Origin of the sequence: Bradyrhizobium sp. in8p8 (genome assembly GCF_000426845.1) — a bacterium.
GTDB classification, from domain to species: domain Bacteria; phylum Pseudomonadota; class Alphaproteobacteria; order Rhizobiales; family Xanthobacteraceae; genus Bradyrhizobium; species Bradyrhizobium japonicum_C.
Map to the genome: position 1 here is coordinate 413,642 of NZ_AUGD01000002.1, position 23,445 is coordinate 437,086.

The 23,445-nt window shown below is 60.6% G+C and carries 25 protein-coding genes; 12 read left to right on the forward strand and 13 right to left on the reverse strand.

The features are described from left to right. Positions 1 to 3: 3 nt before the first annotated feature. Both K408_RS0107290 and K408_RS0107295 read left to right on the forward strand, forming a co-directional pair. A complete protein-coding gene (locus tag K408_RS0107290) occupies positions 4 to 1,059 on the forward strand; it encodes a dihydrodipicolinate synthase family protein (protein WP_024337955.1) in 1,056 nt (351 codons plus the stop codon). Then, complete coding sequence (locus tag K408_RS0107295) at positions 1,047 to 1,829, forward strand: ABC transporter ATP-binding protein (protein ID WP_028145822.1); 783 nt, start codon at positions 1,047 to 1,049, stop codon at positions 1,827 to 1,829. The genes K408_RS0107290 and K408_RS0107295 overlap by 13 nt, the downstream gene beginning before the upstream one ends. Positions 1,830 to 2,005: 176 nt before the next feature. Here K408_RS0107295 and K408_RS0107300 read toward each other — a convergent pair whose 3' ends face one another. Next, positions 2,006 to 3,112 carry a TRAP transporter substrate-binding protein gene (locus K408_RS0107300; protein WP_028145823.1) on the reverse strand — a complete coding sequence of 369 codons (1,107 nt, stop codon included), beginning with the start codon at positions 3,110 to 3,112 and terminating at the stop codon, positions 2,006 to 2,008. Positions 3,113 to 3,169: 57 nt separating this feature from the next. Here K408_RS0107300 and K408_RS37715 point away from each other — a divergent pair, with 57 nt between their 5' ends. The 10 genes from K408_RS37715 to K408_RS0107355 all read left to right on the forward strand — a co-directional run bounded on the left by K408_RS37715 (position 3,170) and on the right by K408_RS0107355 (position 7,878). Beyond that, positions 3,170 to 3,928 carry a DUF5131 family protein gene (locus K408_RS37715; protein WP_024337958.1) on the forward strand — a complete coding sequence of 253 codons (759 nt, stop codon included), beginning with the start codon at positions 3,170 to 3,172 and terminating at the stop codon, positions 3,926 to 3,928. 248 nt (positions 3,929 to 4,176) lie between these two features. Further along, positions 4,177 to 4,413 (forward strand): hypothetical protein, encoded by a 237-nt coding sequence (locus K408_RS0107315; RefSeq protein ID WP_024337960.1) that lies wholly within the window; start codon positions 4,177 to 4,179, stop codon positions 4,411 to 4,413. 25 nt (positions 4,414 to 4,438) lie between these two features. Then, entirely contained in the window at positions 4,439 to 4,648 is a 210-nt protein-coding gene (locus K408_RS0107320) for a hypothetical protein (RefSeq protein WP_024337961.1), read from the forward strand. Further along, positions 4,645 to 4,890, forward strand: coding sequence for a hypothetical protein (locus K408_RS0107325; protein WP_155248303.1), 246 nt, complete (start codon positions 4,645 to 4,647; stop codon positions 4,888 to 4,890). The genes K408_RS0107320 and K408_RS0107325 overlap by 4 nt, the downstream gene beginning before the upstream one ends. Before the next feature lie 369 nt (positions 4,891 to 5,259). Further along, positions 5,260 to 5,520, forward strand: a complete 261-nt coding sequence (locus K408_RS0107330) for a hypothetical protein (protein WP_024337963.1) — start codon at positions 5,260 to 5,262, stop codon at positions 5,518 to 5,520. A gap of 27 nt (positions 5,521 to 5,547) precedes the next feature. Next, complete coding sequence (locus tag K408_RS0107335; RefSeq protein WP_024337964.1) at positions 5,548 to 5,775, forward strand: hypothetical protein; 228 nt, start codon at positions 5,548 to 5,550, stop codon at positions 5,773 to 5,775. 199 nt (positions 5,776 to 5,974) lie between these two features. Next, the gene (locus K408_RS41945) at positions 5,975 to 6,238 is read left to right on the forward strand and encodes a hypothetical protein (protein ID WP_155248304.1); all 264 of its coding nucleotides are present in this window, start codon (positions 5,975 to 5,977) and stop codon (positions 6,236 to 6,238) included. After that, positions 6,235 to 6,447, forward strand: a complete 213-nt coding sequence (locus tag K408_RS0107345) for a hypothetical protein (RefSeq protein WP_024337966.1) — start codon at positions 6,235 to 6,237, stop codon at positions 6,445 to 6,447. The genes K408_RS41945 and K408_RS0107345 overlap by 4 nt, the downstream gene beginning before the upstream one ends. 12 nt (positions 6,448 to 6,459) lie before the next feature. Next, positions 6,460 to 6,657 (forward strand): hypothetical protein, encoded by a 198-nt coding sequence (locus K408_RS0107350; RefSeq protein WP_155248305.1) that lies wholly within the window; start codon positions 6,460 to 6,462, stop codon positions 6,655 to 6,657. Positions 6,658 to 6,777: 120 nt separating this feature from the next. After that, positions 6,778 to 7,878, forward strand: coding sequence for an acyltransferase family protein (locus K408_RS0107355; RefSeq protein WP_024337968.1), 1,101 nt, complete (start codon positions 6,778 to 6,780; stop codon positions 7,876 to 7,878). On the opposite strand, the gene K408_RS0107360 is transcribed toward K408_RS0107355, so the two are convergent. The 12 genes from K408_RS0107360 to K408_RS0107420 all read right to left on the reverse strand — a co-directional run bounded on the left by K408_RS0107360 (position 7,868) and on the right by K408_RS0107420 (position 23,443). Continuing rightward, positions 7,868 to 10,132, reverse strand: a complete 2,265-nt coding sequence (locus K408_RS0107360; RefSeq protein ID WP_155248306.1) for a hypothetical protein — start codon at positions 10,130 to 10,132, stop codon at positions 7,868 to 7,870. The genes K408_RS0107355 and K408_RS0107360 overlap by 11 nt on opposite strands. Beyond that, positions 10,132 to 10,926, reverse strand: a complete 795-nt coding sequence (locus K408_RS0107365) for a hypothetical protein (RefSeq protein ID WP_024337970.1) — start codon at positions 10,924 to 10,926, stop codon at positions 10,132 to 10,134. The genes K408_RS0107360 and K408_RS0107365 overlap by 1 nt, the downstream gene beginning before the upstream one ends. Beyond that, entirely contained in the window at positions 10,923 to 11,426 is a 504-nt protein-coding gene (locus K408_RS0107370) for a hypothetical protein (protein WP_155248307.1), read from the reverse strand. Before K408_RS0107370 ends, K408_RS0107365 begins: the two co-directional genes overlap by 4 nt. 326 nt (positions 11,427 to 11,752) lie before the next feature. Beyond that, positions 11,753 to 12,169 carry a hypothetical protein gene (locus K408_RS0107380; protein ID WP_155248308.1) on the reverse strand — a complete coding sequence of 139 codons (417 nt, stop codon included), beginning with the start codon at positions 12,167 to 12,169 and terminating at the stop codon, positions 11,753 to 11,755. A 148-nt stretch (positions 12,170 to 12,317) separates the two neighbouring features. Continuing rightward, positions 12,318 to 12,938, reverse strand: coding sequence for a hypothetical protein (locus K408_RS0107385; protein ID WP_024337974.1), 621 nt, complete (start codon positions 12,936 to 12,938; stop codon positions 12,318 to 12,320). A gap of 1 nt (position 12,939) precedes the next feature. Beyond that, entirely contained in the window at positions 12,940 to 13,758 is an 819-nt protein-coding gene (locus tag K408_RS42660) for a hypothetical protein (protein WP_024337975.1), read from the reverse strand. Positions 13,759 to 14,092: 334 nt separating this feature from the next. Then, a complete protein-coding gene (locus K408_RS0107395) occupies positions 14,093 to 14,671 on the reverse strand; it encodes an SGNH/GDSL hydrolase family protein (protein WP_024337976.1) in 579 nt (192 codons plus the stop codon). Then, a complete protein-coding gene (locus K408_RS40215) occupies positions 14,671 to 15,900 on the reverse strand; it encodes a phage major tropism determinant (protein ID WP_024337977.1) in 1,230 nt (409 codons plus the stop codon). The genes K408_RS0107395 and K408_RS40215 overlap by 1 nt, the downstream gene beginning before the upstream one ends. A 9-nt stretch (positions 15,901 to 15,909) precedes the next feature. Next, entirely contained in the window at positions 15,910 to 16,419 is a 510-nt protein-coding gene (locus K408_RS0107405) for a hypothetical protein (RefSeq protein WP_024337978.1), read from the reverse strand. Between the two features lie 360 nt (positions 16,420 to 16,779). Next, on the reverse strand, positions 16,780 to 20,499 hold the full coding sequence (locus K408_RS0107410; protein ID WP_024337979.1) for a hypothetical protein: 3,720 nt from the start codon (positions 20,497 to 20,499) through the stop codon (positions 16,780 to 16,782). Then, positions 20,499 to 22,976, reverse strand: coding sequence for a lysozyme (locus K408_RS0107415; protein WP_024337980.1), 2,478 nt, complete (start codon positions 22,974 to 22,976; stop codon positions 20,499 to 20,501). The genes K408_RS0107410 and K408_RS0107415 overlap by 1 nt, the downstream gene beginning before the upstream one ends. Continuing rightward, positions 22,976 to 23,443, reverse strand: coding sequence for a hypothetical protein (locus K408_RS0107420; protein WP_155248309.1), 468 nt, complete (start codon positions 23,441 to 23,443; stop codon positions 22,976 to 22,978). The genes K408_RS0107415 and K408_RS0107420 overlap by 1 nt, the downstream gene beginning before the upstream one ends. Positions 23,444 to 23,445: the final 2 nt, after the last annotated feature.

Consider the following 23,445-nt stretch of genomic DNA (forward strand, 5'->3'; position numbering starts at 1 on the left):
ATCATGCACCACAGCCAGATCAACAGCGACATCCGCAAGCTGATCGCCGAGGGCACCGTGCTGCCTGCGCATCCTCTCGCGCTCACCGCCGAGCGCCAGCTCGACAAGACGCATCAGCGCGCGCTGACGCGCTATTACGTCGACGCCGGGGCGGGCGGCCTCGCCGTCGGCGTGCACACGACTCAATTCGCGATCCGCGACGTCGGCCTCTATCGCCCCGTGCTGGAGCTTGCCGCCGAGACTGCCGCGAACTGGACCAAGCGTCCGCTGGCGCTGGTTGCGGGCCTCGCGGGTCCGACGAAGCAGGCGGTCACCGAAGCCCGTACGGCACGGGATATCGGCTATCACGCCGGCCTGCTCAGCCTCGCCGCGATGAAGAATGCGTCCGAGGACGAGATCATCGCGCATTGCACGTCCGTCGCCGCCGAGATCCCGCTGGTCGGCTTCTACCTGCAGCCCGCCGTCGGCGGCGTCATCCTGTCCAGCCGGTTCTGGCAACGCTTCGCCTCGATCGACAATGTCATCGCGATCAAGATCGCGCCGTTCAACCGCTACAGGACTCTCGACGTGCTCCGCGGCGTCGCAGCCGCCGGTGCGCTCGATCGCGTCGCGCTCTACACCGGCAATGACGACCACATCCTGCTCGACCTGGTGCTGCCGTTCGACCTGCGCGATAACGGCGTCACCACCCGCACCTACTTCAAGGGCGGCCTGCTCGGCCACTGGTCGGTGTGGACCGCAAGCGCCATCAAGCAGTTTGAGCGCTGCAAGGCGGCGCGTCACAAGGACAGCGTGCCCGCCGATCTGCTGGCGCTTGATGCCCGCGTCACCGATTGCAACAGCGCCTTCTTCGACGTCGCCAACAATTTCCACGGCTGCATCGCCGGCTGCCATGAAGTGCTGCGGCGCCAGGGCCTGATGAAGGGCCTGTGGTGCCTCGATCCGAGCGAGGGCCTCAGCCCCGGTCAGAAGGAAGAGATCGATCGCGTCACGCGCGAGCACGCCGACCTCAGCGACGATGTCTTCGTCGCCGCAAACCTGGACAGATGGCTGGCATGAGCTCGGCCCCTTTCATCAGCCTGCAGGGCGTCCGCAAGGTGTATCGCAGCGGCGGCACCGACTTTCTCGCGGTGTCCGACGTCACCATGGACGTGCAGGAAGGTGAGCTGGTCTCGCTGGTCGGCCCCTCCGGCTGCGGCAAGACCACCGTGATGAAGATCCTGGCCGGGCTGCACGGCGCCGATGGCGGCACCGTGAAAATCGGCAATGCCAGCAGCCCGTTCGATCCCACCCGCGACATCGGCATGGTGTTCCAGCAGGCGCTCCTGCTGAAATGGCGAACCATTCTGGACAACGTGCTGCTGCCGGCCGAGATCGTCGGCCTTCCCGTGAAAGCCGCGCGCGAACGGGCGCGTGACCTGCTCAATTTGGTCGGGCTCGCCGGTTACGAACAGAAATACCCGCAGCAGCTCTCCGGCGGCATGCAGCAGCGCACGGCGATCGCGCGCGCCTTCATTCACGATCCAAAGCTGATCCTGATGGACGAGCCGTTCGGCGCGCTGGATGCGCTGACGCGCGAGCAGATGAATCTGGAGATGCTGAAGATCTGGCGCCAGAGCGGCAAGACCATCATCTTCGTCACGCATTCGATTCAGGAAGCCGTCTTCCTGTCCTCGCACTGCGCCGTGCTCACGGCGGGCCCGGCGAAGATGGCCGATTACTTCGCGATCGACCTGCCCTTCCCGCGCGACCTGCCGCTCAAGACCACGGACGCGTTCGGTGCCTATGCAAGGCGGATCTACGCGAAGCTGGGGTTGGGAACGGCGTAGCGCGCCGTTCCGCTGTCAGTCCGGGGCGCGACGAAGTCGCGAACCACGATGCGCAATTGCGCATCTGAGAATCCATCGGGCAGCAAAACACGCGTGAAATGGATTCCGGGTTCGCGCCAAGAGGCGCGCCCCTGAATGACGGTGCGCGGCCTGACGACCGCGCCCGGTTCTTCCGCTCAGGTCTTGTTGCGCGTCTTGCTCAGCAGATAGTTGTCGTAGAAGTTCTCGGCGATCTGCGTGTAGAACAGGAGCTCCTTCATGTAGGCGTCGTGGCTCTCCTTGGTCCGCTTGAACAAGGCGCTCTTGGCGGCGAGTTCGTTCAGGTGGTCCTGGGTCGCATTGTAGCAGGCTTCCAGCACCGGCTGCGGGAACGCCTTCAGCTCCGCGCCATTGGCGATCAACCGCTTCAACGCTGCCGGATTCACGCTGTCATACTTCTCCAGCATCCAGGCACCGGCCGCCGATCCTGCCTGGTTGACGATGGCCTGATACTGCTTGGGCAGCGACGCCCATTTCTCGTCGTTGACGATCATGTGCAGCATGGCGCCGCCTTCCCACCAGCCGGGGAAATAGTAGTACTTGGCGACCTTCTGGAAGCCGAGCTTCTCGTCGTCATAGGGGCCGACGAACTCGACCGCGTCGATCGTGCCCTTCTCCAGCGCCGGATAGATATCGCCTCCGGCGATCTGCTGCGGGACGACCCCGAGCCGCGCCAGCACATGGCCGCCCATGCCGGCGATGCGGAATTTGAGACCCTTGAGGTCGTCGACGGTCTTGATCTCCTTGCGGAACCAGCCGCCCATCTGAGTGCCCGAATTGCCGCAGAGGATGGCGTGCGCCTTGAACGGCTTGAGCGCTTCGTTGGTGAGATCGGCACCGCCGCCGAAGTGCCACCACGATTCCTGATGGCGATGGTTCATGCCGAACGGCGCACCGGTGGCATAGGCCAGCGCCGGCTCCTTGCCGATGTAGAAGTAGAGCGGCGTCTGCGCCATCTCCACCGAGGCGGTGCTGACGGCATCGAGCGCCTGGAGGCCCGGAACGATCTCGCCGGCCGCAAAGGTCTGGATCTGGAATTTGTTGTCCGTGGCCTCGGCCACGTATTTCGCAAAGGTCTGCGCCGTGCCGTAGATGGTGTCGAGCGACTTCGGGAAGCTCGAGGTCAGGCGCCATTTGATCTCGGGCATGCTCTGCGCGATCGCAGGTGCAGCAACCAGCGTCGTCGCACCGGCGACTGCACCGCCCTTGAGGAAACAGCGTCTAGTGCTTGGCCTGGCTAGCATCTGTCAGTCATCCCTTTGAGTTTTGGACATCTAAGGAATTAAACGGAGGACTGTCAAATGGCCGAGGTTTCGGCGATCTCTTGGACGGACGCGACCTTCAATCCGTGGATCGGCTGCACGAAGGTGTCGCCAGCCTGCGACCACTGCTACGCCGAGCGCGACAACAGCCGGCGGGGTTGGGTGCCAGGCTGGGGGCCGGGCGTCCCGCGGAAGCGAACCAAGACTTGGGGCGACCCCGTCAAATGGAACAGGAAGGCCGCCGAGACCGGCCGGCCGCTTCGGGTGTTCTGTGCCAGCCTTGCGGACGTGTTCGATAACGAGGCCCCGCAGGCGTGGCGCGACGACCTCTGGCAGCTCCTACGGGAGACCCCGCACCTCCGCTGGATCTTGCTGACTAAGCGCATCGGCAACGCCCGGAAGATGCTGCCGGCCGACTTCGGGCCAGACACCTATCCCCACGTCGGCATCATGGCGACCATGGGCAACCAGGAGGAATACGATCGGGACAGGCTCAAGCTGGCGGCGGTGCCGGCGGCCTGGCGCGGCATCTCCATGGAACCGCTTCTTGGCCGGATCGTGCTCGACCACGCCAGCCACAAGCGGGACCGCTGGTGCGACTGGATCATCACCGGGGGCGAGAGCGGCCCGCAGCGCCGGCCCTTGGACATGGATGCCGTGCGGTATCTCCGTGACCAGTGCGCCGCACTCGGGATCACCTTCCACCACAAGCAGAACGGCGGGCTTCGCGGCAAGGACAACGGCTGCCTGATCGACGGCGTCGAGCACAAGCACTTCCCGCCCGCGCTCGCAGCCTGACCCACCAACCGGAGATGAGACAATGTCGCCTGCCGAGATCAAGAAGCTGAGGGTCAATGACGAGATTACATGCGGCCCGTTTTTGGGGCGCGTGACGTGCATTGATCTAACCGATGATGACAAGATTGTCGTCAAGTGGGATTGCGCAGAAAGCGAGGACGTTCTGTGCGAAACATCGCCGCTATGGCCCTGCGTCGAGCCGGCATAGCCCCTCGCACCTGAAAGTAATGCTACCTGGAGAACCCAAGATGGACCAAGCCACCGACGCCAAGCTCGACACCAGGACGTGCACTTGCCATCCGGACGACGACCGGCCTGTGCCATGCCCTCGCAAGTTTGCCCTGCATCATTGCTGGCGATCAGCCGTCTATGACGAGACGCGGGAGCACATCGTCATCCTGAAGAACAGAGATCGGAGCCCGATCGAACAGGAAATGCTTGACTACTTCATGCGGGTCGAGCGCGCCCTGGACGGCACGTACTAGCATCTGGAATGGGAGCGAAGAACTGATGTTGACCATGCAAGAAAAGGTTGAGCTTCGATATCTCGGACGTTCACGTAAGCCGCTCTGGGGCGGACATCTAGAGCGCGGCGAGCCTTTGTCTGATCAGACAATGCAGCGTTGGCTGTCCTTAGGGCTTATCCAGCAGGTCGGGAAGGAAGGCTATGTGCTCACCCCGAAGGGCGAACAGCAAGCGAACGCCGGGAGCGTGAGATGAGCAGAATGCCGTTCGTGCCGCCACAACCTGCCCCAGAGCCTTCAGAAGAACTGAAAGAAATGGTTCATAAATACGGGCGGTTTGCGATTCAAAGCGACGTGACCGACGAGATGGTAGAGAACGGATGCCGCGGCATGTACGGCAAGACCTGGGATGGACCGCCCGAGAAGATGCCGGGCGAAGAGATGAAGAATGTTTGGCGCAAGCTGGCGCGCAAGTGCCTCGAAGCTGCACTAGCCTGACTCACATATAGGAAGAACGGCGGCCCACCGCTGAGCCGCCGTTAATTCCGGACTCATAGCAATCCGGGCGGGGCTACCCCCTCCCTTCGGCCTCAGCCGAATTGAGGAAAGATATGGCAGATGTCGGTAACATTATCAAGTTGGCCGGCCAATAGAGAGATTAAGAGTTTGGGATGTGGACAGGAAAAGCGGCTGTTTGAAAGTCGGACCAAGCCAGCCGCCGGCTCGCCCCACGGGGCTAGATACTTCCAGGTGAAACGATCCCCGGCTTCCTACGGCATGTGCGGGTAAGGAGCTTTCCGCTGCCGGGAGACGAGGTAATCGCTGGGGTAGCGCCCGGCCGTCCCGCCATCAACAAAGAGGCAGAAAATGGAAATCGTGACCACGATCGAATGTGACCCTGAGGTCGAACTGGTGGCGCGGGCGCTCTACGCCCACAACCATTGCCCAGGCCGGCCGTTGTCAGAGGCTCCATGGCCTCCGAAGACGAGGCCACAGCTTGGACACTACCTGAATCAAGCAGCGTCGGTGGTGAAGGCACAGCGAGAGGCGCAGCAGCAGCGCGTGACGCTGGTCGATATCTCGCGCTGTGAAGGGTTGAAGGCCGCCCTGATGTCCCGTCCTAAATAGCCCCTCACACATTGGAAGACTGAGACAATGAGGATCATCAAAAGCGAGCGCGGCTATTTCCGCGGTACCCACAAAGGCTACGAGATCGAGATCCAGCGTGATCACGACCTTGAGGACCACCATTTCTATATCTGGGTCCGATCGCTTGAGTCCGGAATGCACGCCTACGACGGCTATGCGCCGGAAGGGATCACCACCATGGCTGAGGCGAAACGCGAGGCGATCCGCGGCGCCTGCTTAGACCGCCGCACCTGAAAGATGACCTGCATGGCACCGCGTCATAAGCCTCGGTACGAACAATACGACATCCCGCACCAGTTCATCGACTTGGCGCAGCGCCGCACCGAGTTCCTATTCCGCGTGATGACCTACGGCGATCAACCGATGAAGATAGTGCTCGCGTCGGCCTACCTTCAGGGAATCAATGACGCATCAGACGCGATGGAGAACAAGAATGAGCGAGACCGAGCGGCTAGAGAAGGAGTTGGGGCGAGCGTACCGAGCCCTGCAAGGCTTCTACCGTTGCATTGCTAATGGCAGGGTGCCGGATCGCACGATGCTGGTTTACCACTCCCCGGCAGTCGGCGCGGCCTTGCGATACGTGGATGAAGGCGCCCTCGACGGCGCAGACTATTTCACCGGCAAGCATATCTCTGTGCTGCACGAAGTACTCGGACGCGCCGTCAGCCCTTCGCACTCGAATGGAGATCGAACGTGAGCAACTATTTGAAGCGAGAACAAGAGCGCGATTTCCTCCTCTCGTCCATCATCTCGCTCGAGTCCCTAGCGAAGGGCGGCAAACTGACAAATGAGAACGTGCTTGAGGTTACTCGGCACATCCTGAGTCGCATCGAGCCGACCTCGCAGCCGCACGCATCTGAGCAGAATGCGGCCCCGAGCGGCCAATCAGGCCCGCTGATACCCTGAGTGTGCAGGACCGTGACCGAGACCAAGTTCGTCCGCATCATCCGCCACTCGATTGTGCCAGACTGCGGAAGCTTCGAGGTGCGCTACAAGGACGGCCGCCAGAGCGTCTATTTCTATTGGGATGACAATGCAGGCCGGCGCCTCAGGCCGGAAACCTTAACGCAAGAAGAGGCCAAGAAACAGGCCCAGGAGACCGCCAGAAGGGGCTAGGCGGGAGGGGCAACGTGGGGTAGTGGTGGGGTATGGAAGGTATTGCTTTTATTGTGGTCGGCGCGCTCGTCTGGATTTTGATGCTCGCCGCCATGTTCTTTAGTGATCGAAATATTAAAAATGCGCCCAATCAGTCAGACAGACGACGGCAAAAACAACTTTGACGCCATTCGATTAGCGATGGCTCTTGCCGTTGTCTGGTCACACAGCTTTGCCCTTGCTTTGCCAGAGGGCGAACGCGCGGAGCCAGTCTCGCGGATAACCAACGGCCATTATAGCGCCGGCAGTATAGCGGTCATGGTCTTCTTTACGATCAGCGGCTATCTCATCTGCCAGAGTTGGATGTCTAGTCGGGATTTGCGTTCGTTTTTAGAAAAGCGCGTGCGGAGAATTTATCCTGGCTATATGGCCGCCACCTCCATCTGCGCGTTTGTCGTCGTTCCAGCATTCTCTACCGTTTACGACCTGTCGCCTTACACGATCGCAAAGACCATCAGTTCGAATCTACTTCTGCGAAATTTCTTTCCACCGTCCACTGCATTTGCTCACAATCTCAACACAGCAGTTAATGGTTCCCTCTGGAGCATCCCCTTTGAATTTTGGTGCTACATATTTACGGCCGCTCTGGGGCTTTTAGGACTCCTGCGCAGCGCGCGGGCTGTCATAGCGATCATTGCGGTCACCCTGCTTGCGCGCGCAGCCTTCGATCTTTTCGACCGGAAACCGGGATGGGGAGCGATCGGCTATATTTTTGGATGGCCCTACCTTTGGACGTTCGTTCTCCCGTGCTTCCTTTCTGGCGCTCTCGTGTTCCTGCTGAAGGATCGCATTCCGAGACATCTAGCAATTCTCGTCGCCCTCGTGACCGCATTTTTTGCGGCCTGCTACGCCCCCCTTGGCGCTAAGTTCCAGCAGATCGCATCGCAACTGATCTTCCCGGCGGCAGTAGCCTACTCGACATTTTACCTTGCGTTTAGCGACAGAATACGCCTCAGGAACGCAGCGTGCTACGGCGACCTCTCTTATGGGACGTACCTTTATGCGTTCCCCATTCAACAGGCTCTTATCTCGGCCAACCTGTTCAGCCTTCCGGAGGTCGTTCTCCTCTCAGCGGCGCTCTCCATACTCGCTGGGGCTTTAAGTTGGCACCTTGTTGAAAAGCATTTTCTGAGCAGATCAAAGCTCGCTCGTCGCCAGTTGCATCCCGCCATCACCACCTGATGCGCCGCAAGCGATTGTTGTAGTGTTTGATGAACGTTGCCTGCGGCTGCTCCGGCGTCTGATACAGATCCTCCATGACGGCCCATGGATATTGCTTTGGAGCGTACCCGCCCATCTGGAAGCATGACGGAAACTCACCGCCGGCAGCCTCAAAATTCAGGTACATCAATCGGAGATAATCATAGAGCTTTTGATAGCTCTTGCACCGATCGCGCCATGTGACGAGGTTAGCCGCCTGATCTTTGTAGAGATAGTTGTACCCGCCTTCGTACATTGTCATCCGGAGAGGGTGTCCGTCTTTGGTCGAGAAGCGCGTTCCGAGCACGGCCAAATTGACGAAGAGCGCATTCATAGCCTGAATGCCATCGTTCCCTACGCTCAGCAGATCATCCATATAGGTCGCGATGTTCGCAGTGTTACCGGTAGAGACATAATCATTCGCCCACGTCGTCTCTTGAGCAGTTCCGTAGTAAGTCGAAGACCGGAAGTACATCGCCGCGCACGAGTGCGTCAGCCAGTTCGACGCCGCATCGGACGACGGCCGGCTGAACGTCGAGCGATAGAGCGCGCTGGTGTAGTGCTCGTCGTGGCTCATGCTGGGGCCAGAAATGAAGTTCGCCAGCCAGACATTATTGATGGTCTGGTAGGGCGCCGTCGCCGGATTGAGGACGCCCCCAGAAGGAAAGAACGTGTTGTAGACGACCTGAGCCGCTCGCGAGTTCACCATTCCCGCCCAAGCGTGCCAGTTGCCGTTATCGGTTCTCCACGATGCGTTGTTCTGCCAATACGCGATGGCGAAGCACTGCGCGACGGCACAGCAGTTCGGGAGAGCAGTGAATAGGAACGTCTCGTTCGGGATGGTCTCAAGTCTCGGGATCATCCACGGCGTCTCTTGGACGGCATCGTAGACCATCTGGACGAGACCGGGCCAGAAGTCCGACTGAGCGTAAGCGCCGGGGTGCAGGTTCGAGAACCACGGGTGCGCGCCCATCTCCTGGCAAAGCGAAAGCATGACCTCGTATGGCACGCTGTTCAGGTAGCCGAGATTGTCCTCTCCTGAGGAAATCGTGCCTCCTCCGGCTATCCACGATTTTTGGAGGTCGTCATAAGTAAGGATATAATAGTTATTCTTCATCCGCAGGTTTTGACCGAAGCTCCCATAATTCGGGCTCTTGATCGGAATTCGCGTACCGCCGTTCAAAGTGAGTGTCGGCTGGCGTGTGGCAAAGAACCCCGTCGATGTCCCGGTCCCGCCGGTCGAGAACAGCACCTTGGCACTGCCCGGAACAATCTGACAAATCTCGATGCGGTTGGCATCGACAACAGTCTTGACGTAGTACATCACCAATGTGCTTAGCTCGGGAGGCAGCGCGGTAGCGCCGTCCAATCCAAACATCACGGGCTCGTCTACGCTAAGTCCGTGCGATGTCCAATTGACATAGTCGTTCGTTGCATCGAACGAGATGCCAGTGACCTTGGCAAAGGTCTGCGCATTCGGGATCAGAACAGAGATGGCCATGCCGTCCGTGGGGTCACCGCTTGTTGGGATGATGCCCGGAACGCTGGCCCCATTGCCCACGTTGCCGTTGACGGCATAGTCATTGGTGCCCGTGCAGCCGGAGCAGTAAAGCTCGGGTCGGACGTCCGAACTGCCCCACGTCGCGTAGGTCAGGGATTTGCGATCCGACCACTTCCAGATGTTGTTGTCGTTACCGGACTGCCAATTCAAGAAGCGATAGACTCCCCAGCCCATCTCTCGCAGCTTGTTCTTGAAATCAGTGCTGAAATAGCTGGTTGATAGATTTGCTTCCTCGTCCTTGAAGAAAATCTTGATGTTGGTGATCTTGGTTGTCCAAGACGTGATGCCTACCTGAGCTTGGCTCGTGTTCGGGATCGTGAACTCGTAACGGCCCGAACCTGTTGTGCTGGTGAGGCTCCCGACCCCCGCATAAGTCAGGCCGGAAACAGACAGGCTCATGGTCCCGTTGCCGTCCCACGTCATGACGAGCGTACCTGGGCGGACGTTGGCACCCGGCAGCGCTCCGTTGATGACGAAGCCCTTCCCGGACGGATTGATGTTCGGATAGCCGTCCGCGTCGAGGTCGGTCGGCGCCATTGCGCCAAGCGTCCAACGTGGCCGTCCGAACTGCTTGAAGATATTGTTCGCCCACCACTCCCCGCTTTGTGTGGAAGACGGGAAGTTGAAGTTGACCTGAGATCGGCCGCCGTTGTGAGACGTTGCGAGGACCGTCATCAGGCCACCTTGAAGCCGACGAGCGGGAAGCCGCCGGAACTTACGGTCTCGACGAGTGTCGCCGCCGTCAAATCGTCCCATGTGCCAAGAGACACACTAGCAATAGAGTATCCCGGAACGAATTGCGAGGTGATCTGATCAACGTTGGCGAGCGTGGTCGTGCCAAGAAGCGACGATAGTCCGAACAGACTTCCAGCAGCACTAAGAATATGAAAGGTCGGCGAGACCGTACTGGCGTTAAAAGCAAAGTAATAAAGAACGCCTTCACTCAACGAAGCATTGGTATCCAAACCACCAGCAGCGACGACAGTGTTCGAACTGCTCGTGCTCGCGCTTGCACTGCTCTTTGCAATCAGAGTGGTAGGATGAAACGTGCTCTGGTCTGCGTTATAGATTGCAGCTTGCCAATTCCCAGCAGCTCCAGTCGAGACTCGAACCCAAAGATCAGAGATCGTCACGTCAGCCGGGAAAATAACCGGGAACAGAAGCAGGGTATTGGCGCCCGCAGGAGACCCCGACGACGGAGCGATGTTATATCCAAACGGGTAGTGATACGTTCCCGTCTTATAGGGCTTCCAGAGTTTGGCCCACGAACCTGCGTTGGCCCGAACCGTGCTGGCATTCGCAGAAATTTTGCTGAGTATCCACGTCCAGATCGCGGCGAACGTCTGGTGAAGCGTCGAGGCCGGCGCAGAAAAGGACTGCTGCACCTCGAAAGCGTCAGTGTCACTAATATCCGACCCAAGCGTGAGGCCGGACGAGGTGCCATCTGTCTTGATGAGATAGTCGGTCATGCTGCTGCAATCCTGTAGTTGCCGGCTGAAGAGATGCGACGGTTGTTGGAAGAAGCGATACGGAAGTTACCGGTTACGATGTCGCTGACGACGACGGTTAGAGTGTTCGACCACGCGCTGACTGCACTGTCAGAGGCGCGCGTCACGCGCCCGCGGACGTAATAGGTGCCGTTTGCCGGCGCCTGGTACTGATCCGTCGTGACCTCGTTGGCGGTATCTTCGCCAGACGTGATGACGTGCGGCGTGGTGTCGATGATGGTTGAGAAGCCGCTGTCGGTCGCGACTTGGCGCGTCAGCGTGTCGCCAGTCGTTACCGTATCGTCCAGATCCCAGAAGAAGGTCATCAGGCCGGCAACGGCGGTGTTCAGGCTCAGAACCGGCGCGGTTGGAAGGTCAACAGGCGGCCCGCTGCCTGCCGCACTCCCAAGGCGTCTGTCACGCCAAACCCGGTGCAACTGAGCTTGAACCCGCCAAGGGATCTTCTTTTTGGCCTTTGCCATCATGCCCTCAAGAAAAAGCCCGGCTCAGCCGGGCGGCTTGTAGACTAGTGCGACAGGCTGCCGTCATTTCAGACACCGCCTTGCAGCGCGAATCTGAGCGAGCGAGAAACCTTGCTTGATGGCCCAAGCCAGAGATGCGGCCTTGCCGTGTTCGGCGACCTTCTCGCGAATGACTTCGCAGGTTGCGCCGGCAGGAAGGCCGATGTCAGGCGTCGCAGCCGCCCTTGCTTGGCGCGTCATGAGCATGATCAACGCTGCTGACAACACGAAAATTCCGACGACCAGCAAGAGCAGGAAGAGATTGGATCTACGTCTCATGTGTGGCATCAGCTCGGCTTCATCTTCAGCAATTCCCGGATGTCGTCCCTGATCTCACCGAGACCACTCTTCAAATCCGCCGAAAGGCGCTCAATAGCGCGTTCGAAGTCCGGAATTTTCACATAGTTGTCCCTGCCATAGATCTCGACTTCGCGGATCTTGTTCTCCACGGACGCGATTTTTTCCCGCATGGCGTGGCCGACCTCTCCGAAGTTGTGATCTTGATTCCGTTGCTCATCTGCAAACTTGGCTTCGAGCCTTTTGATTTCCGCGAGTATCTTGTCTCGCTCATCATCAATCTGCTTTTTTAGAGCAGCCTTAAGCTCTCCAACCGCTTGCCCAAGTCGAAATGAACCGAATAGGCCCTGCCCGATAAACCCTAAGATGACGACGCCCACCGAAATCCAAGGATACAGCTCCTTCATCCCCGTCACTCTCCTAGCCGTCCGCCGCCGCTAGGAAGATTCCCAGCATGTTAACCTTTCCGAGCTAGGGTCCGCCCAGCCCGTGCTATGGTGCCGCCACAGCGCGGGTTAGGATCGTCGTGGCGGCTGCAACCGCCGCGGCGATCCGCTACTTCTTTCGGCCAGTAACGGCCTTGATCGTGGATGCGACAACACCTTCGGGAGCCTGCCCCGTGATCGCCGTCTGCTTCATCGCAGTTGTGTCAGAGGCAACGTATCCAAGCAAAGCGAACAGGCCGGCAGTAAAGATGGCCGTGGAGTTGAACAATGTCGCTAGCTGGTCAGGCGGCACGCCCTTGCCGAACATCGTGTAGGCGATCGCAGCAACTTGTTCGATGCCGTAGAGCAGAACCAGGTAGCCAAGAAGGTGACGCCAGTGCCACCACGGAACCTTGCCGGTTTCTGCACGGATGGTCTTGTTAATCTCAGAGATGTTTGCCTTGTCGACATCGCCCTTAACTTCGGCCAAGCGTGTTAGATAGGCGTATTTCGCCTGCACGTCGGACTGAGCGGCCTCAAGGGCCGCGCGCGCGGTGTCCGGATCGGCTACGACTGCCGTGTTCACCTCTTCCGGCGTTGCCGAGGACGGCAGCCCGAGAGCCTTCTTGATCGCGCTGACCGCGAATGAGGACACCGGGCCAGGAACGCCGAGCGCGGTTCCAAGGATCGGAAGGCCGAAGTCGATCGCGGTGTTTGCAAGCCACGACCATTTGCCGAGATCGATCGCCATGTCAGGCCGCCTTCCGCTTCTTGGTGGTCTTACGCTTAGCTTTGGTCTTGCCATTCTTCGCCGGAGCGCGCCGCGCGCGCGGCTTCGCTGGCGCCTTCCACACATCGGCCGGCGCCGGGAGTGCAGCCAGCGCGCCCGAGGACTTTGCCCGATCTGCCGACAGGAGAACGTCGTGATAGGGCTCCGGCTGAGCTTGATGCCGTTTCCACCAGCGCCAAGCGAAATACCCCAGCGCCGCGACCGCGACGACCGCAGCGGCCAGCAAACCCCACTGCCAAGCAGACCAGCCCTGTTGCACGCCAGCTGCAACGGTACCGGCCACGACCGCGCCGCCGCCAGCCTTGCCGGCATCAGATGGTGTCACCGTCGGCTTTGGCGCCTCAAACCTGATGGTCGGATCGATGGCCTGCATGGCGAGGATAAGACCGGCACAGCCGAGTTGCTTGTCGACGACGTTCGGGTCAAAGACGTGGTCCGCGACGTATTTCCCGGCTTTGTATTGATCCGTACCCGACCAGACATAGGGCGACGGCAATCCGCGCTGCGCATAGCCGAAGCCGTTGTAACCCTCGAGCAGCGTCAGGATGCCGCCAATAGACCAATCCTTGTTCCGGGCAGCGTAGGGCGGACAGTTGACCAGCGCATCATAGGCGGCCTCCTCCCAGCTCTTGAACGGCCCCCTGCCCTTCGGAACGATGGTCGAGACCTTATTCCAAGGCTGACCTTGAGCGATGCTCCTGAGCCACTGCGGATCGGCACCAGACTCCCGTTCCTTGATGACCGCGATCACAAACCAGGGGACGCCGGTGCGGGCCTCCATGGCCTGAAAGCGTGCCTTCCCCGCTACGAGCCGGCGAGCGACAGGACCGAATTCAGGGCCACGGGTAAGTTTCGCCGCAGCCCATCGGCGTGCGTTGGCTGCTTTAAGCTTTTGAACATCGATTGCCATAGGTTCTCCTCGTCAGAGCCATTCTCTGGTTGAATCAACGGCTGGTTGTCTGGTAAGTACCCCGCCCGGGCTGGGAGAGGAATGATGCGGACTATCTGGTTAATAGCTGCTGGAGCCCTGATATTGGCTGCGGCAGCGATCGGAGCTAGCCTCAGTAACGATCGATGTTACGCCTACAACGGCGCGCTAATAGAGAAGCCCTGCTCTACGGAATGAGCGGCCCGAACGTTGCGGTCATGAGCGGCATGGTTACGCGCTGAAGGCCGCTCAGAAGCGGATGAATGCCGTCATCAACAGCATATTCTTCCGGATGGAGAACTGGATCGCCCCAGGCTGTTCGGACATCGATCAGTTGGACGCCCAGAGTTATGGCCAAGCTCCGAATGCGAGCGTCATAGCCAGCAAGGTTCGGGAACGTGGCCGCTATGGCATCCGCTCGCGGCTGTGATGCAAGCATGAAATAGATCGAGGTGTTCGGCGATCCACTGCGGATCGCGGCAACCATGGCCGTCCAGTTAGACGCGGCCTGCGAAATGCTGACCCCCTGCGCGGGATTCGCGTCGTTGATCCATTCCAGGACGGCGGCGCGAGGACGGAGGTTTACGACCGGCTGGATATTGGCAAGCCCGTACCCGGAGGCCTGGCCTTCTCTGCCTGTTAGATAGGTTTTGATGCGGCTGACTCGACCAACCTGCATCGACTTTTCCCAAATGATCGGCCAGTTGCGCGCGTTGCGGTCGACAGTCAAGCTAGTGCCATGGATCGCAATGTCAAAGACATTCATCAGGCGTACTCGTCGCGAAGATCGGTCCAGCCCTGCAAGAACACGTTCACCAAGTTGTCCGTGTCGGTAGAACCCGCGCTATACGTATAGACCTGCCCGGCTGTGCTCGTGAACGTCTCGACCAAGCCGCCATCAAACCCCGCCTGCTTGTATTGTGAGGCTTGCTGCCCGAGCGTTGGCGCACCGAGATCAGGGTCACGAAAGATCACGAAATATGCCGGGTTTCCTGCGTCAACGAGGTTTTCATAAGTCAGGAAACAACGGGCCTTCATCTTGACGCCGATCGGGACAGGCAAAGTCAGAAGCGAGGCGAGGCCGAGAGATCGCCCGCTCGTGACCGTGATGGGAGTTGCAAACTCAAAAGAACCATCGGCACGCCATAGACCGGCGAGAATGAACCCACTTGCATCAGTGCGGAAAGCGCCGATGCGCCGCTTTTGCGTGTATCCAGACGGCATTGTCGGCGACACAGCCGACGTGCTGAATAGAATATCGACCGCAGAGCTCGTCGGATTTCGGATGATGAAAATGTGATAACAAGTATTGATCGCGACGGACCCCGTGTCCAACGCACCGTTGCCCGATCCTGAAACCCATGCGCTTGTGGTCTTGGTCACACCAGCGCCGAGCGTGATGTCGATCAGGTTATTGTTGTCGCGCGCCGTGCCCGCCGTAAAATCAAGTTTCGTGTTGGGCGTTGTTGCGTTGTTCGATGGAAGAAGACCGGAGATAGCCTTTGCAACACTCGTCGAAACGGCTGATGCAGAATTAGCGGCAGCAGTAGCCGAAGCGGCAGCGGCGGAAGCAGACGCAGCCGCGGCCGTTGCAAGATCGCTAACCGCGTCCGTCGCTTCCTGAAAATCCGCTTGGTTCATCCAGTATTCCCAGGCGATATTGTCCGTTCCGATGTCGGGCCGATCAGTTGCGAGGCTCCAGACATCGCCGCCATGGGCAGTTCCAGCTTGAACCGAAACCTTCATGCCCGCGATCAAGGTTCGATTGGAGGCCGCGTCAGGAGAGCGACGCCACGACCCCTCCGATGCCGTGTAAATCCCATTCGCGGTCGCATCGCTCTGGTCTTTGACCAAGATGCGATCACCGGAAACAGTCAGCACGCCGTCAATGGTCTGTAGGCCTGACAACGTGATGTTTGCTGTCGTCGCGAGACGAACGGGTTCCTTATCGCCAGCGAGCAGGCGAACAGCGGCAGTCGAGGGGGTCGGCATCATTTACCTCGCTTAGACCGCGGCCATCGTCACGCCGTTGTCCTGCCCGTTCAGAAGACGGGCCTCGAACATGCAGGCGTGATCGGTGATGGTGCCGGTGACGACGAGTGTCACCTGAACGTCGAACGTCTGCGTTCCAGTGTTCGCGCCGGAAATCGCGCTCACGCTATAGGCGAGCGTCAGTGTGCCGCCGCCGGAGACCGTCGCGATGCCGGTCAGGGCAATGGTAGCCGCCGCTGCCACCGTGTCGACGCTCCCGGTCTGACGCGCGATGGCGATCAGGCCCTTACCGATGCGGGTGGACTCGCTCTGATCGGTGCCGGTGCCGAGCCAGGCCGCCAGCGTCAGCTCAATCGATGCGTTCTGATTGCCCGACGGCACCGTGACGCGGATGATCGACGTCGCGGTGTTGTTAGCGATGCCGGTCTTGCGGCCGGTCAGGGTCGAGAGGTTCCCGGCATAGCCAGGGCGGTTGCCGAAATCACTGCCGCTGGTGCGGGTCCGTCCAAACTTACGTGCCATCTGCTTTTTCTCCTCAAGAGCCGCCTCTCGGGCGGGATTGCGGGCTGCCGGCCCGTGCGGTAGAAACCTGCCTCCGGGGATGGAGGCAGGCTATGCGGTTGCATTCTGTTGGCCGGTTTACGGTCTACTGTATGGGCGCGGTCGTCATCGCCGCAGCCCTGATCCACATCGCAAGGGTTGCTATCGGCTGATGTGGCGCGAGCTCGTCTACTGGATGTCCAAGCGGTCACACTGGCTTGCGCCTCTAGCCGCCCTGATGGTCGGGCTTTCGATCATCATTCTATCTGGCGGGCCGAAACCGATAGGGTCCGGCACAAAGCCTCCAGCCGAATGCGGAACAGGCCTTTCACGCGAGTTCTGCTAGGTCTGAGGGTTGACGACGTAGCGGAGAAATTGCCTCAGGCCCAAATAGCTGTTGAATGGCAACAGGCGCTCAGCCGCGTTCTTCTGAGCCTGCGTCACTTCCTCGCCGTCGATCATCTTCTTAGGAAGGCCCATGACCGTCGCGGTGTCGTCGACAAGTCCGGCGCTCGGCCCGACGATCGAGCCGATAAGGCTCCGGTTCTGCATCCTCTGCGAGATCGCCGAGCCCTCGTCCGCCGCCTTGATCGGCGTCTTGATCGGGTTGAAGCCGGTTGCCTTCTCAAACGTATTGGCCAGCTCCATCGGGACGGCGAAGATGCCGGAGCGGTCCAACCCCTCTGAAATCCACCAGCCAGGGTTCTTGCCGATGTCCTGAAGCTTCTCGGTGCGGTTTCCGGATACGGCCTTCATCCAGGTTGCCATCATGCCGATGGTCGTCATGGCGATCAGGCCGCCGACAAAGCGCGCCTGTCCTTCCTGAAGCCCGCGCAGCAACACCCGCTGATGCGAGGCCAGCGCGAAGGACTTGAATTGCAGCATGGCCCGGCCGGTCGGGGTATTGGCGAACAGCGGAGTATCGGCGACGCCCTTGGTCGTGATGATGGAGTCGACGTCCTTCGACAACGCCGCACGATAGGTGCGCGCCGCAACCTCGTCCGTCCAGCTTTCAACGTTCGCAACGCGGACCTTATCGACAGTCTCGCCGTGCTCGGCGAACTGGCGGGCAATGCGCTCGGCCATGCTCTGGTCGATGCCGAGATAGGCCAGATATGCCCGCTCCTTTTCGGCAACTTCGGCAAACTGCGCAGAGCCGCGCAGGATCCGGTTCTGCGTCATCACCGCGGCAATGGACTTCTGCATATCGGTCAGCAGCCGGATGCCGTTCCACTTCGAGGCGATGTTCGTCATGTTCTCAAGGAACGCCTCGACCGGCCCGCGCGAGGCGTAGGGGTCGATGATTTCCGAGAGCGTCGCCAATCTGGTTCCGAGCACGCGCTCGGTCACGACGCCGGCAAGCTGTGCTTCCTTCACCGAGGCCCGAATACCCTTCAGGTTCGTCAGGGTCTGGCCCAGCGTTTCCATGTAAGGCATCAGGCCGTGCACCATCGCCGGCCGTACGGTTTCCGTCAGGGACGCAATTGCCACCTCACCCATGGACCGCAGGTAGTTGAAGTGGTTCACCGAACGGACGATACGGGAATAGTTCGCCTCAACCGCAGCTCCCGGGTTGGTCCCGCGCAGCATGTCGCGGACTGCCTCAAGATCGCGGATATCGGCCTTCTCACGATCGGCAAGTTTCTTCAGCTGCTTCTCGTCAGTGATGCCGGCGCGCAGGTTGCGGTAATCATCCCTGATTTTGTTGATCTGGTCGACCATGTCGACAGACCCAAATTTACGGGCCAGCTCCACATCCGCGCCCATCACCCGAGTATAGCGCCGCGCCACGTGCTCAACGTCATGCTCGAGATAGTCCTCAACAGCCCGGCCGTTCGATGCGCGGAATAGGTCGGCGATGTTGAAGGTGCGTTCCTTGAGCGGTCCCCGCGCCTTGATCGTCAGGAAGTCGTTGCGGACTCCGCCGCCCGTCCGCCCTGTCAAAGTGTCGAATACCTCGTCCGCGATGCTCCTCGCGAGTTCCTTAGGATCGCCGAGGAATCGGCTTTCCCGGTCAACTCGAATATCCGCCTGGCGCTCGTTCAGCTTATCCTTGAGAACGGCAATCTTGCGATCGGCCTCCGCATCCAGCGCCTTATAGACCCGCTCGACCGCCCCCTTCATTTCCTCGGACGTCGAGAACCGCGGCGCCTTGCCGTCGACGCCAACGCCCGCCCTGGCAAGATCTGCCTCGAGCTGAGCGACAAGCTCCGTCAGGCGATAGGCGTCCTCGTCACCCCGCTTGAGCACAGCCCGCGTCTTACTGAAATCATCGTTCAGGGCTTCGACAAATTCATCAATGCCGGGCCGCTGGCTATGCTCCGGGAAATAGCCGTTTTCCCAGGCGTGCCGCGCCATGTCATCCAGCGTCCAGCCGCCGCCATTGCCTTGCGCCGTCCGCCGTTCCTTGCGGATCATGCCGGGCCGAGCCTTGTTCGTGATGCCGCGGTGCGCCAACTCGCCGGCATCATCAACCAGGCCGCCCTGCTCGACCACGAACTGAGACAGCGTCTTGACGCCCTTTGGTTTCGGCGCACCGCCCTGCACAATCCGCAGGGCCTGCCGGATATCGCCTTCCGACATTTCTGAGGTGTCAGCCACGTCCGCGCGCTGCTTCAGATCTTCCGCGCGCCTGACCTTCTCCATCTCAAGCGCGGAAATCTCGCGGTGCATCGGATCAAGCCGCCGCTCGGCCGCCTTGTCAAACTGCTCGGCCCACTTCGGTTGGTTCTGCTCAACCCAATCCTGCACCATGCCCTTGAACCCCTGCTCGTCGGCAGAGATTTTCCGGCTGTTCCACATGCGGGTGAAGTAGGACTGCGCCGTATCGACCGACACATCCGGCGGGAGGAGCCCCGCCTTGATGGCCTGCTCCTTCAACGGCTCGAACACATTGGCTCGGTATTCCTGCGCAACACGCGCCACGACCGGATCAGCATCCGTGTCGCCGCGGCGCATCGCCTTGCCGACGGCCTCCCGGAACTCATCCCGCGCGAGCTGACCACCCGCCTTGCGATGCTCGAGATAAGCGTCATTGGTCGCCTGAAGGGCCTTGGCGAGGCCCCCGTTGTATTCCTTCATGAGGGTTTCGACCGCCGGCGCGGACGCTACCCCCTCGAAATTCTTGGTCAGGTAAAGCGGGTTTTCGACCGTATCCAGCATGATTTCGCGATAGGCCGCCGACGGGCTATGCAAGGCGCGCAGCAGCGGGTTCATCTGGGCCGTGGCCGCCGCAGTCATGCGCGCCGCGCCGCCGGCAATGGTGTTCTCCTCGATCGGCGCCGCAGTGTTCGCAGCCGCGCCAGCGGCGCGCAGCGGCGCGTTAGAATTGGCAGCCTCAAGGAGTGCCTCCGGCGTCACAGAAGGCGCCCTAGCCGGCGCCTGAAGCTCCTGATCCAGCGCGGCAACGGCCCTCTGCCACTCACCCTTCGATAGCAAAGCTTGGCCCCCGACCCCCAACAGGCCACCCAGGAACAGCGAGGATCCTATCGCCGTGGCGCTTTCAGCCGCCGTCCTGGTCTGCTCGATTGATTGCAGCGCGCCTTCCTGAATGATTGCACTGACAGCATTCGCGCCGCCGACGACGGCACCGGCCTTGGCCAGCGCGATCCCGCCCTTGGCTCCCTTCACGAACGAGCCGCCAGGAATGAGCGATGTCGGGCTGAGCACGCCGGCCGCGCCTTCGGTCACAAGCCCCATCCACCACGGCTGCGAATCCAGGAGCTTACGATCCTCGGTCTCGCGCGCGATGTCCGCCCTGATGGCGTCGAATTTACGCTGATTGCGCGCCTCCGACAGCGCCTCAAAATTCACTTCGTCCGCCGTTCCCTTGATCTTGTCCCACGGATTGAAGCCAGGTTCGGCCTGGTTATCTATCCAGTATGAATTCGAGGCGGCCAACGCAGCCACCTCGTTGTTACGGCGGAACGCGGCGCCCCAATTCCATGACGGCTTTTGCGAGCCCTCCTCAAGATCGGCCGCTCCAGGCGCCACCGCAAACCCCTTCGGAACGTCGATCGTCCGCGACAGGTCAATAGCCTGATCCTCTTCAAGGAACGGCATCACTGCACCCCGAAGTTGGCGCGGGACAGGTCGACGTTGTCGGCCGTGATACCGGCGGCTTCGTTGATTTTGGCCGACTGCGCCGCGCGGGCCGCGGTCTGAGCGTCGCGCATCGCAGCTGGATCGGCGTAGAACTGCCTCGGGATAGTCTGCACGTGCCCGTTCTTGTCGACATAGGAAAGGACATAGGTCGGCGGCTCGCCGCGCGTGAACCGTTCGCCGGTGTTGCGGACCTCGTCAAAGCGGAGCTTTGAGCGCTCGACGTCGGCGCCGTTCAGATCCTTGATGGCGGCCAGAGCCTGCATTGCGATCTGCTCGCTGGTATTCTCCACCCCGGCGTAGGCCGGAGACCGTTCTGGCGGGTATTTCATCACCGTCTTAGTCCCGCTCACCGATGTCACGCCCCAGGTTTTCTTCATCTCCTCGAGCGCCAGCGTCTTGCTTAGCGAGACATCGCCATTTGCGAGGTACTTCTCCCGGAAGATTTCCTCGTAGTCTCCCATCGCGCGCACGCGCATTTCCGGACTGAAGGTCAGCTGCGGGTTGGGCGCCAAGCCAAGGAACGACGGATCGAACGCCGAGCGAATATCGTTGACGTTCAGTTCCTTCTTGACGACGGCAGTCACATCGTCTGACTTCAGCTTGGCCCTTACCTTCTGCTCATACTCCGGCGTCCGCTCTTCCATGATGCGCTTGGTGGCATCGGCCGCTGTCATGCCTCGATCATAGACGTAGTGGCGGAATGTCAGCGCGGCGTCGGTCAACTGCTTGCCGTCGGCGACACTGGCGAAGATGTCGGGATAGCGCCCGCCCACCAGATTTGCCGAGGTCTGTAGCGCGTTCTGCACCGTTTGCGCGTTGGGCGAAAAGAGAGCGCCCTTCAGAGCCACGCCCGCACTTGCCGGCACAATCCCGGTTTTCTCGGCAATCGTCTGCAACGCCTGCATATTGCCACCGAGCGATTTGAACCCGGCGTCCGCCCAATCCCGCTGATCCTTGTCGACCGGGTTCCACGCAAAATTCGGGTCGGCAATCGCCTTGCCGAAATTCACACTATCGGCCAGACCCTTGTCCCGCGCCGCGATCATGTTCTGCAGGCGCAGTATGTCCCCGGCATCCTTGAGCCACCCGTCCGCCCGCGCCTTCTGGATGTCCGCGAGCGTTGCGTTGTTGTCAATGATGGCCGTCTGCAACGTGTTAAAGCGGTCGTTGTAGACCTGTGTATCAGCCGCAGCCGTCGCAGCCTCGCGGCGCCGCATCTCAAGATCGGCCATGCCGGCAAGCTGCAGCCGCTTGTCGGCTGGAACGCCATCGAACCTCGCGTCAGGCTGGTAGACGCCGGGTACAGGACCATCACCTGAGCTTCGCGCGAGCGCCGCTTCCGAGAGACGACGGTTGCGGTTCACGCCCTTGTTGTCGTCCTGACGCGCCTCGATCGCCGCAGCTATTGCGCTGGCATCACCCGTGCGAGCCGCAGCCGCGATGTTCTCCGGCAGCCGTCCGTAATTGTAGGTCACCGAGCCGAGCGCGGCCTGCTGGTTCGGATTGAGGCGGGAAAACGCCTCCTCGCCGATCGCCTGCCGAACCTGGTTGAGCGACTCCTGCGTCCGGCGCTGAAGATCCCGCTCAGCATCCGCTCGCGTGACCGTGTCGCCCTCCTTGACGGTCCGCACCGTGCCGTCCGGACCCGTTATCGTGTCCGAACCATAGCCGAGCCGATGCGCGTTGACGTCCCAATATGTGCCGGTCTTGAAACCCTCCTTGTCCCTCAACAGCTGCATGGTGCGGTCGACCGCAGTCCCGGAGAACCCCTTGTCGATGCCCCAGCCCTTGGCGACGCGCTGGGCCTCCTCCGGGTCGCGCTTGGCGAGCGAAAGGAAACCGGTCTCAGCCAAATCAGCCTTGACCTTATCCTTGGCCTGCTGCTTGGCGATCGGCGTAAGTGTCGAGGAGTCGATCAGCTCCTCGACGTCGCGCTGATAGGCCGCGACCGCCTCTGGCCCGGACTGCAGCACGCCAGACTTGGCGCCGTCGAGCCGTTTGGTAATGCCGTCGATCTGGAAGCGGTCGCTCTCGTCCTTTTCCAGCCTGGCAGCACCGACAGAGAAGGTTTCCCGCTTCGCCCTGATGCGCGCCTCAAACTCCGGCCGCTGGCTTTCTGGCAGCGTTGCAAGCCATTCCTGCGAGCGCCTATCATAGTTCTCGAGCAGCTTGTCATGCAGGCCGAGAGCGCCCGGCTGCATGTCCTGCTTGGCCTTGTCTGTGTCGGCGACGAGCGAATTTGAAAATCCATCGAACGAGATCAGCGACTGAAACCGTTCCTGCTGGTTGACGCGATCTTGGTAATGGATAACGAGCGACTGCAGCTGCTTTCCGCTCTGCTCCAGTTGCTGCCCGACCGGACTTCCGGACGGATACGAAACGACGCCCCCAGGATCGAGGCTTCGGCCAGCGACAATGCGAGGAATAGTTGCCATCAGGCAAACGCGCTCCCGCCGAGCCGCACGGAAGAGCGCGGCGTATAGAGCTGGGTCAGGCCGCCGGCGACATTTGTGATCGCCCCGAGATAGCCCGCCTGCTGCTTCTGTTGCCCCTGCATAAACGCAAGATCGCCCTGCGTGCGAAGGTTCTGCTGCTTGATCTGAGAGCCAAACCGGATCGCGTCGACATCCATCTGGGTCTGGATAGCGTTATCGGCGAGGACTTCCGTCGGCGAACCAGCTAGCGAAACGCCAGAACCCGCCACCTGCACCAGCGCCGCCGACTGCGCGCGCCGGCCCCGGTCGTAAACCCGGGTCGCCTCATATCCAGCAGCAAGCCGCTCATTTTCAGCCGCCTGGTTGTAGGCTGCCTGCTGAGCCGCTCCGGCATCGGCTGCAGCATTTCCCTGCATAATAGAGCCCATGGCCTGAAGGCCAGTTGTCGCGATCAGCAACGGCGCCATAG

What these genes read in the sequence shown, in the direction of transcription:
- K408_RS0107290 (WP_024337955.1), top strand. Translation starts at nt 4, where the DNA reads ATGCACCACAGCCAGATCAACAGCGACATCCGCAAGCTGATCGCCGAG.
- K408_RS0107295 (WP_028145822.1), top strand. Translation starts at nt 1,047, where the DNA reads ATGGCTGGCATGAGCTCGGCCCCTTTCATCAGCCTGCAGGGCGTCCGC.
- K408_RS0107300 (WP_028145823.1), bottom strand. Translation starts at nt 3,112, where the DNA reads ATGCTAGCCAGGCCAAGCACTAGACGCTGTTTCCTCAAGGGCGGTGCA.
- K408_RS37715 (WP_024337958.1), top strand. Translation starts at nt 3,170, where the DNA reads ATGGCCGAGGTTTCGGCGATCTCTTGGACGGACGCGACCTTCAATCCG.
- K408_RS0107315 (WP_024337960.1), top strand. Translation starts at nt 4,177, where the DNA reads ATGGACCAAGCCACCGACGCCAAGCTCGACACCAGGACGTGCACTTGC.
- K408_RS0107320 (WP_024337961.1), top strand. Translation starts at nt 4,439, where the DNA reads ATGTTGACCATGCAAGAAAAGGTTGAGCTTCGATATCTCGGACGTTCA.
- K408_RS0107325 (WP_155248303.1), top strand. Translation starts at nt 4,645, where the DNA reads ATGAGCAGAATGCCGTTCGTGCCGCCACAACCTGCCCCAGAGCCTTCA.
- K408_RS0107330 (WP_024337963.1), top strand. Translation starts at nt 5,260, where the DNA reads ATGGAAATCGTGACCACGATCGAATGTGACCCTGAGGTCGAACTGGTG.
- K408_RS0107335 (WP_024337964.1), top strand. Translation starts at nt 5,548, where the DNA reads ATGAGGATCATCAAAAGCGAGCGCGGCTATTTCCGCGGTACCCACAAA.
- K408_RS41945 (WP_155248304.1), top strand. Translation starts at nt 5,975, where the DNA reads ATGAGCGAGACCGAGCGGCTAGAGAAGGAGTTGGGGCGAGCGTACCGA.
- K408_RS0107355 (WP_024337968.1), top strand. Translation starts at nt 6,778, where the DNA reads ATGCGCCCAATCAGTCAGACAGACGACGGCAAAAACAACTTTGACGCC.
- K408_RS0107360 (WP_155248306.1), bottom strand. Translation starts at nt 10,132, where the DNA reads ATGACGGTCCTCGCAACGTCTCACAACGGCGGCCGATCTCAGGTCAAC.
- K408_RS0107365 (WP_024337970.1), bottom strand. Translation starts at nt 10,926, where the DNA reads ATGACCGACTATCTCATCAAGACAGATGGCACCTCGTCCGGCCTCACG.
- K408_RS0107370 (WP_155248307.1), bottom strand. Translation starts at nt 11,426, where the DNA reads ATGGCAAAGGCCAAAAAGAAGATCCCTTGGCGGGTTCAAGCTCAGTTG.
- K408_RS0107380 (WP_155248308.1), bottom strand. Translation starts at nt 12,169, where the DNA reads ATGAAGGAGCTGTATCCTTGGATTTCGGTGGGCGTCGTCATCTTAGGG.
- K408_RS0107385 (WP_024337974.1), bottom strand. Translation starts at nt 12,938, where the DNA reads ATGGCGATCGATCTCGGCAAATGGTCGTGGCTTGCAAACACCGCGATC.
- K408_RS42660 (WP_024337975.1), bottom strand. Translation starts at nt 13,758, where the DNA reads ATGGAGGCCCGCACCGGCGTCCCCTGGTTTGTGATCGCGGTCATCAAG.
- K408_RS0107395 (WP_024337976.1), bottom strand. Translation starts at nt 14,671, where the DNA reads ATGAATGTCTTTGACATTGCGATCCATGGCACTAGCTTGACTGTCGAC.
- K408_RS40215 (WP_024337977.1), bottom strand. Translation starts at nt 15,900, where the DNA reads ATGATGCCGACCCCCTCGACTGCCGCTGTTCGCCTGCTCGCTGGCGAT.
- K408_RS0107405 (WP_024337978.1), bottom strand. Translation starts at nt 16,419, where the DNA reads ATGGCACGTAAGTTTGGACGGACCCGCACCAGCGGCAGTGATTTCGGC.
- K408_RS0107410 (WP_024337979.1), bottom strand. Translation starts at nt 20,499, where the DNA reads ATGCCGTTCCTTGAAGAGGATCAGGCTATTGACCTGTCGCGGACGATC.
- K408_RS0107415 (WP_024337980.1), bottom strand. Translation starts at nt 22,976, where the DNA reads ATGGCAACTATTCCTCGCATTGTCGCTGGCCGAAGCCTCGATCCTGGG.
- K408_RS0107420 (WP_155248309.1), bottom strand. Translation starts at nt 23,443, where the DNA reads ATGGCGCCGTTGCTGATCGCGACAACTGGCCTTCAGGCCATGGGCTCT.